Raw genomic sequence first — 11,667 nt, forward strand, 5'->3', positions numbered from 1 at the left:
GAGGGCGCCCGGCCGCGACTTGGCTCCATGGCCCAAAGCTCCGGCAAAGGCTAGGAACGGACCTCGCCGCCGGTGGACTTGCAGACCTTGGTCACGAGCTTCTCGTGGGCCTTCTCGACCTCCTCGGAGGTGAGGGTGCGGTCGGCCGCGCGATACGTGAGCGAGAAGGCCATGGACTTCTTGCCCGGGCCCACACGCTTCTCGTCACGATAGACGTCAAAGAGGCGCACGTCGGAGAGGAGCTTGCCTCCGGCGGAGGTGATGCGCTGCATGAGGGTCTCGCAGGTCACAGACTCGTCGACCACGATGGCCAGGTCCACGTCCACGCCGGGAAGCGTGGGGATGTCCTGGTAGGGGCGCTGGTCCACGGCGAGGCGAAGCAGCGCCTCCTGGGAGAGCTCGAAGGCAACGACCGGCACCTCGATGCCCATGGCCGCAAGACCGCGCGGGTGGACGTTGCCGACCCAGCCCACGATCTGTCCGCCACCGGCCACGACCTCGGCGGCGCGGCCGGGCTGCAGCCAGGGGTACTTCTCGGCGTCGGCGACCTTGAAGCGCACCTTGCTCACGCGCAGGGCGTCGAGGAGCTCCTCGACCACGCCCTTGGCGTCGAAGAAGTCATAGTCGGCGAAGCGCTGGTTCCAGGCGTCGTCGGCACGCTTGCCCGCCATCACGCCGCAGACGTAGCTCGGCTCGTCCGGCAGGCTCTTGTGCTCGTGGCCAAAGAAGACGCGGCCGATCTCGTAGAGCGCCACGTTGGAGACGCCGTGATCGAGGTTGTAGGCCACCGAGCGCAGCAGGCCCGGAAGCATGTCGCGGCGCATCTCGGACTGCTCGGCCACGAGGGGGCGGATGATCTTCACGGGCACGCCGCGGCCGGTCTCGGGGATGCCCAGGCGAGAGAGGTCGTCAGGTGCGGCGAAGCAGTACGTGGAGGTCTCGGAGAGGCCACAGGCGCGCAGGACCTGGCCGATCTTGCGGACGCGACGCTGCTCGGGGGTGAGGCCGCCGGCGTGGTTTCTGGCGGAGGGGATGGTGGGCTCGATGTCGCCCTCGCCCCAGAGGCGCACGACCTCCTCGATGAGGTCGACCTCACGGGTGAGGTCGGGACGGTTGGTGGGCGCGGTCACAGCGAGCGCGTCATCGCCGGACGCCTCCACCGCGCAGCCCAGGCGACGCAGGCGGGAGACCATGAAGTCCTCGGGGATGTCCGCCCCGCCGATCAGGCGCGCACGGCTCGGGCGCAGCGTGATCTGGGCGGGGGCATCGTCGGCCTCGCCCGGATAGACGTCGACGATGCCGGGGCAGACCTCGGCGCCGCAGCACTCCTCGAAGAGGGCCGCCGCGATCTGGGCGACGTTGGCGCAGTTGGAGCCATCGACCTTGCGCTCGTAGCGGATGGAGGCCTCGCTCATGAGGTCGAGGTTGCGGGAGGTGCGAGAGGTGTGCCCGGCCGAGAAGTTCGCGCTCTCGAGAAGGACGTCGGTGGTGGCCTCGGTGATCTCGGAGTCGAGGCCGCCCATGACGCCGGCGAGGGCGATCGGGGTCACGCCGTCGTCGGTGATCAGGCACATGTCGGGCGTGAGGGCGCGCTCCTGGCCGTCAAGCGTCACGAGCTTCTCGCCGTCGCGCGCGGCGCGCACGACGATGTGGCGGCGACCGTCGCGCTCGGTAAGCGTCCCCAGGTCAAAGGCGTGAAGCGGCTGGCCGGTGAGGTACATCACGTAGTTGGTCACGTCCACGACGTTGTTGATCGAGCGTCCGCCCGCGGCGGCGACGCGCTGCGCGAGCCACTCCGGCGAGGGGCCAATCTTGACGTTGCGGACCACGCGCGCGGTGTAGCGCGGGCAGAGCTCGGGGTCGTCAATCGTCACGTCGACGAGCTCGGCGGCGTCCGGCCCCTGCTCGGCCTTGACGGCGGGCAGCTCGATGTGGGTGTCCTCGTCGAGCATCGCGGCGACCTCGACGGCCATGCCGGTCATGGAGAGGCAGTCGGGGCGGTTGGGCGTGATCTCGCAGTCGATCACGGTATCGGACATGCCGAGGTAGTCGGTGAAGTCCATGCCCACCGGCGCGTCCTCGGGAAGGATCATGATGCCCTCATGGTCGTCGCCCAGACCGAGCTCGCGGGCCGAGCAGTTCATGCCGCAGGACTCGACGCCGCGCAGCTTGCTCTTCTTGATCTTGAAGTCACCGGGCAGCACCGCGCCGATCATGGCGCACACGATGTGGTCGCCCTCGTTGAAGTTCTGGGCGCCGCAGACGATCTGCAGCGGGACGGGGTTGCCGTTCTCGTCCACGTTCTTGTCGCCCACCGAGACCTGGCAGAGCCACATGTGATCGGAGTCGGGGTGGGGCTTCTTGCTCACGACCTGGGCCGTGACCACGTGCTCGAGGTTGGCGCCGACCTTCTCCACGGCCTCGACCTCGGTGCCGGTGCGGGTGAACTCGGCCACGAGCTCGGCGGGGTCCGCCGGCACGTCGACCATGCTCTTGAGCCACTCATATGAGACGCGCATTTCTCTTCTCCTTTTCGCGCGATCAGTACAAATCTACCGAGAAGTACCTTGGGTTCCGGATTGGAATAACCTCCCAAGTCCGGCCTGAGGGTTTCACTGGTGCCCGAGATTGGCGCGAAAGCCGAGGCCGCACGCCTGACGTGCGGCGGCCGAAGGCTTGAGCGCCAAGATCGGGCGCCAGGGGAAGTCTCAGAACTGCGAGAGGAAGCGCATGTCGCCGGTCATGAGCATGCGCAGGTCGGGCAGGTCGTAGCGCAGGCAGGCGATGCGCTCGACGCCCATGCCAAAGGCAAATCCGGTGTACTTCTCGGAGTCGATGCCGCAGTACTCGAGAACGTTGGGGTCGACCATGCCGGCGCCCAGGATCTCGAGCCAGCCGGTGCCCTTGCAGAAGCGGCAGCCCTTGCCGCCGCAGACGCCGCAGGAGACGTCGACCTCGCAGGAGGGCTCGGTGAAGGGGAAGAAGTGCGGGCGATAGCGCGTAGCGCGGTCCTCGCCAAAGACCTGGCGCAGGAAGTAGTCCATGGTGCCCTTGAAGTCGCCGAAGGTGATGCCCTCATCGACGACGAGACCCTCGATCTGGGTGAACTGCGGCAGGTGGTTGGCGTCGGCCGTGTCGGGGCGGAAGACCGTGCCCGGGCAGATCATGTAGATGGGCGGCTTCTGACGCTCCATCACGTGCACCTGGACGCCGGAGGTCTGGGTGCGCAGGAGCACGTCCGACTCGCCCTGGACGTTGGTCTCCTCGGCGTGCAGCATGGTGCCCGGCGCATTGTCCACCACGTAGAAGGTGTCCTTGGCCGAACGGCTGGGGTGGTCCTCGGGGGCGTTGAGCGCGGTGAAGTTATACCAGGTGCTCTCCACGTAGGGGCCGTCCTCGACGGTGTAGCCCAGACCGCAGAAGATGTCCTCGACCTCCTCGCGGATCTGGGAGATGAGGTGCTGGGTGCCGTGGGAGAGGCGACGGCCCGGCAGCGTGACGTCACAGGCATCAGCCGCCATCTTGCGCTCCATGAGCTCGCGGCCGAGCTCCTCCCTTCGGGCCTTGAGCGCGGCCTCGACGTTGCCGCGCACGGTGTTGGCGAGCTGGCCCATCGCGGGGCGCTCCTCCGGGGCGACCTTGCCCATCGAGCGCATGATCTGCGTGAGGGAGCCCTTCTTGCCCAGCACGCTCACGCGCAGGGCCTCGAGGGCCTCCATGCTCTCGGCGGCGGCGAGGCCCTCCGCCACCTGTGCCTCAATCGCCTTGAGGTCGTCGGACATCGACATAGCTTCTCGTCCCTTCTCTACTAAAAAACCGCCCTTACGGCAGCCGTGCTGCTGCCCAAGGACGGAATGATCCGCGGTACCACCTCGGTTGGCGCGCGGGTTTTCTCTCCCGAGCGCCCTCTCGTTTGCGCCCCGTGCCGTGGGGCTCCCGGCTTCCCTACTGACGATGAGAAGGGGCCGTCCCCTCTCGTCATGTTCAGGTCGCGGCTGGTGGAGTGAACTCCGGGCCTCTGCCTTGGAGGGGGCTCTCAGCCGGTGACCCCCATCTCTTGTCCGCTGGCAACGCGACGCCCAGACCTCTCCGTCATCGCCTAGCGTCACATGGTAGCACACATCTCTGCGCGCAGCGCGTCGAGCCAGGCGATGTAGGTGTTGGGATAGTGGTTCGCGAGCAGGTGGACGACGTCGATCTGGACGACCGCCCCGGCCAGCTCGACGAGTCCCGCGGGCGAGACGAGCTCGTCGAAGCTCTCCGCGCGCTCGCCGATGCTCTCCGCGAAGCGCTCCACCACCGCGCGGTCGCCCGCCTCCGCGGGGCTCTCGGTCCCCATGGACGCGAGGTAGGACTGCCCCATCGCCCCCTCGAGCTCCGAGAAGGACGCGTCGCCCTCGCCGGGCAGCCACACGTCGCGACCGTAGCGCTCGTAGCCCCAGCTTGCCAGCGGCAGCTCCGGCACAAGGTCTGACGGATTGAGCACGTTGAAGATGTTGTCGTAGGCCGCCTCGCGCGCGTCATCCGACGAGGTGCAGTTGGGCGTCGCAAAGGTATAGGCTCGAACGTCTTTTGCCGTGGCGAGAGCGCCCACCGTGTCAGCGTAGCTCGCGAGCAGGTTGGCCACCGCGCCGCCCCGGCTGTGACCGCAGAAGAGATAGGTGCGCTCGACGCCCGGGTCGCTCTTGGCCGCGCGCTCCTCGAGGTCCGCCACGATCTCCTCTGCGGCGAGCGTGAACCCCAGGTGGTCGGGGTCGCCCTCGGCGCTCTCGATCTTGATGTTGGAGAGCCACTCGGATCCGTAGGAGCCACGCACCACGACCACGCAGAGCTGCTTCTCGGCGCCCGTCTCGGACGAGCGGACGCGCTTGGTCGCCAGGGTGTAGGCCACCACGTCCGTGCCGTCGAGCATGCCCAGCACCTCGTCGAGCACCTCGCTGCGGTAGCGGTAGGAGGCCGTGCACACCTCGTCGAAGCCTAGCTCCGCAAAGGCTTGCTCGGCGTAGGCGGGCGCGGTCGAACCCTGCTGATAGTAGGAGCTCTCGGCGTTGGCGACGGCCGAGAGCACGGCACAGGTGTGCGCGAGCTCGGGGTTGTAGGCGGTGGCGTCCTGGAAGAACCAGTCATCGTCCCAGGCAACCTCGGAGCTCACGCGGTGCCCCTCGGCCGAGAAGAGCGCGGCGTACTCGATCCGCGTCGTGAAGGCTCCCGTGCGGCGCTGGGCCTCGACGGCAGGCGCCGTGACGGCGTTGACGCCCGTGACGCGCTCGAGCCGGCGCGCGTGCAGCACGGCGGCGCCCGCAAGCGTGGCGCTGTCAAGCAGGGCAACGGTCACGAGCAGCACCAGCAGCAGGCTGCGCCTCCTGCGCCCTCTTGATCTGGGTCTGTCGACGCGTGGCCGCATGGTCACCTCCGTCCGGGCCTTATAGCGATGATACCCGGGCAGCGGGCGTCGCCGGACGAGACGAGCCAACGTGACGAAAGCGTTAGGCGGGCGGAAGGGCGGTCCTTCTCGCCCGTGCCGCTACGCCAGCGCGAACTTCCAGATGTTGTACGCGTTGATGAGGATGATCAGCACCATGAGACCCATGAAGAGCTTGTCCACGGTCTTGTCGTCGATCTTGGCGTTGACCTTGCGGCCCACGATGCCGCCCAGGATGCCGCAGACCACCATCGCGGCGAGCAGCAGCAGGTCCACGCCCACGTAGCCCCCGGTGACGATGGAGCTCGCAGTGCTCGTGGCCTGCGAGAACAAGATGATGTAGAGCGAACTCGAGGCCGCACGCTTGGTGGCCATGGTGAAGAAGTAGAAGAGCACCACGAGGTTGATCGGGCCGCCGCCGATGCCGAGGAACGACGAGCACACGCCCAGCGCAAAGCCGATAGCCAGGCACGCCGCGGCGGACGTAACGTTAAGGGTGGGGATCTTCTCCTTGTAGATGGTATAGACGAGCGTCCCCAGCGTGATGAGCAGGAGGAGCCCCGCCTGGACCGCGCCGGCGGTGTTGGGGTCGGGGAAGAGCCCTGCCACGATGGAGAAGAGCTCCTTGCCGGCAAGGCCGCCCACCGCGGCGCCGATCGCAAGCGGGGTGTCGGTCTTGGGGTCGATCGTGGAGGTGCCCGAGAGCTTGGCCTTGAGGACGGAGTAGAGCGTCATCGAGAGGACCGTGCAGCCCGAGAGGAAGTTGATCGTGGCCACGTCCGCCACGCCCGTGGCGTCGAGCACCGGCTTGATGATGATGCCGCCGCCGATGCCGCAGATGGCGCCCACCGTGCAGGCAAAGAAGCTGACGAGAAGAACGAGCACTTGCATGGTTGACGACCTTTCTTCCTCATGGGTCACTGGCCCTGCGCGGGGGCAGTGACGGCTGCCCGGACGGCCTGTAGCGGCGGACGGCCCCGGTTGTCGTCCTCCCTAGAGGATAGCAACCGGGGCCCGCGAGCGACAAGAACGCGCGATCGCCGCCTAGTACTCAGCCAGGCGCTCCTTGAACTGGTCGAGCAGGCGCTGGTTGAACTCCGGGCCGCCGTCCACGTTGGCGCTCATAAAGAGCGGCGGCTGCACGCCGCGCTCGAGCAGGATGTCGAGCGACTCCATGACGGCGCAGTCCAGCAGCAGGCAGCCCGTATAGAGCGAGGTGCCGCCCACCTTGGTGGGGATGCCCTCGATCGAAAGCGCCGCGTCGCCGAAGGAGGACTTGTTGTCCAGGACCACGTCGGCGCACTGATAGAGGAGCTTGCCGGACTTGGCGCGCGAGGTGCCCGCGCGCGAGACCTCGAGCGCCGTCACGGCGATGACGGGCACGCCCGCCTCCTGCGCGTGCTGGGCGAGCTCGATGGGCAGCGGGTTGCGACCGGAGTTGGAGATCACCACGAGGCAGTCCTCGGGACGCAGGTCGAGCTTGAGCCAGAACTGGTCGCCCACGCCGTCGATCATCTCGTAGATGCCCCAGGCAGGCTCGCGGACCACCTTGGTCTGGATGTAGCCGCCCGCGCGCCCGCAGATCTCGAGCGCGTTGGCGTGGCTGTGTCCGGAGCCGAAGGCGCGGATGATGCCGCCGCGCTCGATGGTGTTGGCAAAGATGGTCGCGGCCTGGTGCAGGGCCTCCTCCTGACCGTCGAGGACGGTGTCAAGACGCCGCAGAACCTCGGCTTTGAAGCGCGCCGCGGAATCGCCCATCGTCACCCTCCCCTACTTGACCTCGACGCCGCCCACAAAGGCGGCGGCGAGGGTCATGTCGGCGTTGAAGATCGTGAGGTCGGCGTCACGGCCGGGCTTGATGAAGCCAAAGCGCTCCTCAATGTGAGCGGAGCGGGCGGCAACCTCGGAGGCCATGCGGATGGCCTGCTCGGCGGTCACGATCTGCCAATCCACCATGTTCTTGACGCCCTCGGCGAGCGTGAGCACCGAGCCCGCGATCGAGCCCGTGGTCCCGTCCTCGTTGAGGAGGTAGCACAGGCCGCCCTTCATGACCACGGGCAGGCCGCCGGACATATACTCGCCCTCGGGCATGCCGCCACAACCCAGGCAATCGGTGATCAGGACCGTGTGGTCCCAGCCCTTGGCGTCGACGAGCGCCTTGACGGCGCCGGGAACGACGTGACGGCCGTCGCAGATGATCTCGGCATAGGTGCCGTTGGTGGTCATCGCGGCGCCCACGACGCCCGGGTCGCGGTGATGCAGGCCGCGCTGACCGTTGTAGGTGTGCACGAAGCAGCTTGCGCCGGCGTTGACAGCGGCGAGGGCCTCGTCGTAGGTGGCGTCGGAGTGGCCGATGGAGGTCACGACGTCGCGCTCGTCGAGGGCGGCGCAGTACTCGCACGCGCCGTCCTTCTCGGCGGCAAGCGCGCTCTTCACGATGCGGCCGCCGGCCTTCTCCTGCCACAGGTCAAAGGTCTCGACGCTCGGGTCGATGAGGTAGACCGGGTTCTGGGCGCCCACGTGCTTCATCGTGAAGAAGGGGCCCTCGAGGTAGATGCCGCCGATGCGCGCGCCCACGAAGTCCTCGCCACGGGACTCGTCGGCCTCGGCGATGGCGGCGCAGGAGTCGGCGATCTGGTCGACGGACTCGGTGAAGGTCGTGGGCAGCCAGCAGGTGGTGCCGCGACGGGCGAGCTCGACGCTCGAGGCGTTGATGCCGGCGGCCTCGCGGTCGGTGGTGGCGTGGTTATAGAAGCCGTGGATGTGCGTGTCCACGAGGCCCGGGCCCACGATGCAGCCCGTGAAGTCACGAATCTCGCAGTCGGGGGCGTCGGCGGACCACATACCGAACTTCCCGTCGGTCACGGTGAGGTAGCCGCCCCGCATCGTGGTTCCCGGAAGCACGAAGCGGTCGGCCTTGATGGCAAAGGTGTCCATGTCTGCTCCTTACGACAATTGTTTGCGGAGACGCCCGCCCGCAGGGTCATGCAGGCGGGCGCCGAATGTGCCTATGACGAGCTCGGAGAGCCTGTGCGACCTTACGCCTCGAACTCGTGGATCGTGACGCCCTTGACGACGCGGTTGACGGTGCCGGTGGGACTCGGCGTGTCGGGGGTGTTGCCCACGCGCACGGAGTTGAGCAGCGAGACCGTCTGCGCGACCATCACGAACGGCAGCGCGAGGTAGGCCTCGGGCAGCGCATCGTAGCCGTCGAAGGTGAACGACTCGCCCTCGAAGGCCGGCGCCACGTCCTGCTGGACGGCGATGGTCTTCTGCGCGATCTGGTCGCCGTTGATCTCGTTCAGGATGTCGAGGTCATACTGGCGGGTGTAGGCGTCGTTGTTCATGAAGACAAAGACGAGGGTCTTGTCGTCCACGAAGGACTTGGGCCCGTGACGGTAGCCCATCGAGCTGTCCCAGGAGGTGGCCACGAGGCCGTGGGCAAGCTCGAGGATCTTGAGCTGGCTCTCCTGGGCGAGGCCCACGAAGGAACCGGAGCCCAGGTAGGTCACGCGGTTGAAGTCGCCGGCGAGGAAGGCTGCGACCTCGCCCTCGCGCGCGACGACGGCCTCGCCCATCTTGGCGGCCTGCTCGACCCAGGCGCGCTTCTGCTCGAGGGAGGCCGCGTCAAAGACGAGCGTGGTGAGCAGCGTCATGCAGCTGTAGGAGCCGGTCATGGCAAAGCCCTTGTCGTTGGCGCGCGGGATGAGCAGCGTCAGGGCGTCGGGGTCGTCCGCCGACTCGACGGCGAGCTTGCCCTCGGGGGCGCAGGTGATGTTGAGGAACTTGACGTTTCTCACGAACTTCTTGGCCACCTGCACGGCGGCGAGGGACTCGGGGCTGTTGCCGGAGCGCGCGAAGGAGACGAGCAGCGTGGGCTCGTCCGGGTTCAGGAAGTCGCGCGGCGCGGAGACGATGTCGGTCGTGGCGACGGGCTTGAAGTCATAGAGCGAGACGTCGCCGGCGTGACGCAGGTACGGGCCCACGGTGTCGCCCACGTAGTCGGAGGTGCCGGCGCCGGTGAAGACGACGGACAGTCGGCCCTCGCCCATGGCGCGGGCGCTGGCGAGAAACGCCTCGATGGCGTCGAGGTTGTCCTCGTAGATCTTGAGGGTGTCGACCCAGAGCTCGGGCTGCTGGGCGATCTCTGCCGTGGTGATGTCGGCGCCCAGGGCCTTAAGCTCCTTCACGCTCTTCTCAAACATTGGCGGTTCCTTTCTTCGAACAGGGTGCGGAAGTCAACGAAACGGGACGCCCCATTTCGTCGCTACATGCGCTGGTGCAGGACCTTGTACTTGAACTGGTCCGCGCGGGCCACCGAGAGGGTGTACTCGATGATCTCGTTGGCGATATTGTAGGTGGTGCGGGCGAGCTCGAGCACGGGGGCGTTCTCGGGGATGTCGAGCAGGTGCGCCTCGCCCGGACGCGCCACGCTCGCGAAGAACTCCTCCTCTGCCACTCGGATCTTCTCGTGGTAGACGTTCTCGACGATCTCGTAGAGCGGCATGCTGTCGAGCAGCGGCCGCTTGAGGGTCAAGAACTTGCGCACGGGCAGGAAGCTCCGCTCCACCATCATGGGGATGCCGTCGGCGGAGCGCAGGCGCTTGAGCTTGAAGAGGCGGTCGCCCAGGCGCACGCCCATGTGCTGCGCGAGGTTCTTGTCGGCGTCGATCTCCGAGAACTCGAGGATTGTGGTCTCGGGGACGCGTCCGGCCGCCTTCATCTGGTCGGTGAAGCTGTACGCCTGCATGAGGTTGGTGACCTGGGCGGACTGATCCGCGACGAAGGTCCCCCGCCCATGCTTGCGCACGACCATCCCCAGGCGCTCGAGCTCCTGCAGGGCAAGGCGCACCGTGGTGCGCGAGAGCCCGTAGCGCTCGGAGAGCTCACGCTCGGAGGGCATCAGGTCTCCCGGACGATACTCCTGGTTGATCTTCTCGGTGAGAATGTCAACCAGCTGGTCATAGAGCGGCTGCTTGCTTGCTCGTGCCACGTTTCGCCTCCCCTCGCTATCTCGACTCGTCTTCTATGCCGAGAAGTGCCCGCTACTCGTCCTCGTCGTCATCGGCCGCGCCGGCGCCGAGCTCCATGTGGCAGACGCCCTCCTTGCCAACCTCGACGGCCTCGGACACGAGGTCGGCGATCGCGGAGTCCTCGGTGCGCGACATCACAATGTCAATGAGCATAGGCAGGTTGGTACCGGCGACGACGGAGACGTTGTCCTGCTCGGCGGTGATCATCATGGACTGGTTGAACGGGGTGCCGCCCATGAGGTCGCAGAAGATGAGGACGCCGTCGGTCTCGGCGCGCATGGCCTTGACGGCCTCGCGGAGCTTGTCGCCGTAGGTGCCGGCGCCCTCCTCCTCAAACGGGACGATCTCAAAGGCGGACTGCGGGCCCGCGATCATGTCAAGCGCGCTCTTGAGGCCGGTCGAGAAATGCCCGTGCCCGGTGAGGATAAAGCCGATCATGTCTGGTCCTCCTTCGTGTCGAGGGCGGTATGCCCCTGGACTCCCCTATGCGTACGGCAACGCGGCCTAAGCGACCGCCTGCTGGTTCGTGTTCGTCTTGGTGAGCTCGTCGAAGCGGCGCTTGTACTGCTTCGCGTGCGTCTTGTCGCCCTTGTTGGCGTACTGCTTCCACAAAAGGAAGCAGAGCTTGCCCTGCAGGGCCGGGTTCTTCTCCTTCTTGAGCAGCTGCTCCATCTGGTCGATGTAGCCGTGCTTCTTGGAGAAGACGATGTCGTAGGTGAGCTGGCAGTCCTGGATGACGGCCTTTTCGGCCGCCTTGCACGTCTTGAGCTGGGCGAGAAGCTCCTTGCAACGCTCCTTGTTGCCCAGCTGGGTGAAGTAGTTGAACGCCACGACGACGGTCTGGGCCTGGCGCTTGGCCGAGTTTCTCATGCGCACGAGAAGCTCGATCATGCGGGTGGCCATCTCCTCGTCGTCCATGGCCTGGTAGCACAGAAAGCGCAGGTAGTACTGGCGATAGGTGGTCAGCGTCACGCGCGCGGGTATCTTGTTCAGGGCCTCGATGGCCTCCTTGTAGTGTCCCGTCTCAAAGAAGCCCTGGTACTTGGCCTCATAGTAGTGACGAAAGCCCTCGGAGGCGGCAAAGTAGGCAACGACGAGGACGATGAATGCGATGACGCCAGGATGCACGAAATTGCCTTTCTAGAGAAGAACGGGCGCGCATCTCGGGAGATAGGGCAAAGACCGTGAGGTCTGGAGCCGTGAGATGCGCGC

The 11,667-nt window shown here is 66.7% G+C and carries 10 protein-coding genes; all 10 read right to left on the reverse strand.

The window, feature by feature from the left end; translation table 11 throughout:
- Nucleotides 1-50: 50 nt before the first annotated feature.
- Complete coding sequence (gene pheT / locus B5F85_RS04290) at nt 51-2,519, reverse strand: phenylalanine--tRNA ligase subunit beta (protein ID WP_087314719.1); 2,469 nt, start codon at nt 2,517-2,519, stop codon at nt 51-53.
- 189 nt (nt 2,520-2,708) lie between these two features.
- Nucleotides 2,709-3,788, reverse strand: a complete 1,080-nt coding sequence (pheS, locus tag B5F85_RS04295; RefSeq protein WP_087314721.1) for a phenylalanine--tRNA ligase subunit alpha — start codon at nt 3,786-3,788, stop codon at nt 2,709-2,711.
- Nucleotides 3,789-4,105: 317 nt separating this feature from the next.
- Nucleotides 4,106-5,404 (reverse strand): hypothetical protein, encoded by a 1,299-nt coding sequence (locus B5F85_RS10650; RefSeq protein WP_087314723.1) that lies wholly within the window; start codon nt 5,402-5,404, stop codon nt 4,106-4,108.
- 120 nt (nt 5,405-5,524) lie between these two features.
- The gene (locus B5F85_RS04305; protein ID WP_087314725.1) at nt 5,525-6,313 is read right to left on the reverse strand and encodes a sulfite exporter TauE/SafE family protein; all 789 of its coding nucleotides are present in this window, start codon (nt 6,311-6,313) and stop codon (nt 5,525-5,527) included.
- A 153-nt stretch (nt 6,314-6,466) separates the two neighbouring features.
- Nucleotides 6,467-7,180, reverse strand: coding sequence for an SIS domain-containing protein (locus B5F85_RS04310; RefSeq protein WP_087314727.1), 714 nt, complete (start codon nt 7,178-7,180; stop codon nt 6,467-6,469).
- 12 nt (nt 7,181-7,192) lie between these two features.
- Nucleotides 7,193-8,359, reverse strand: coding sequence for an N-acetylglucosamine-6-phosphate deacetylase (gene nagA / locus B5F85_RS04315; protein WP_087314729.1), 1,167 nt, complete (start codon nt 8,357-8,359; stop codon nt 7,193-7,195).
- Nucleotides 8,360-8,460: 101 nt separating this feature from the next.
- Nucleotides 8,461-9,627, reverse strand: a complete 1,167-nt coding sequence (locus tag B5F85_RS04320; protein WP_087314732.1) for an SIS domain-containing protein — start codon at nt 9,625-9,627, stop codon at nt 8,461-8,463.
- A gap of 62 nt (nt 9,628-9,689) precedes the next feature.
- Nucleotides 9,690-10,415 (reverse strand): GntR family transcriptional regulator, encoded by a 726-nt coding sequence (locus B5F85_RS04325; protein WP_087314734.1) that lies wholly within the window; start codon nt 10,413-10,415, stop codon nt 9,690-9,692.
- 52 nt (nt 10,416-10,467) lie between these two features.
- On the reverse strand, nt 10,468-10,893 hold the full coding sequence (locus B5F85_RS04330; protein WP_087314736.1) for a PTS sugar transporter subunit IIA: 426 nt from the start codon (nt 10,891-10,893) through the stop codon (nt 10,468-10,470).
- 66 nt (nt 10,894-10,959) lie between these two features.
- Entirely contained in the window at nt 10,960-11,583 is a 624-nt protein-coding gene (locus B5F85_RS04335; protein ID WP_087314738.1) for a hypothetical protein, read from the reverse strand.
- Nucleotides 11,584-11,667: the final 84 nt, after the last annotated feature.

Origin of the sequence: Olsenella sp. An293, assembly GCF_002159495.1 — a bacterium.
Lineage (GTDB): Bacteria > Actinomycetota > Coriobacteriia > Coriobacteriales > Atopobiaceae > Thermophilibacter.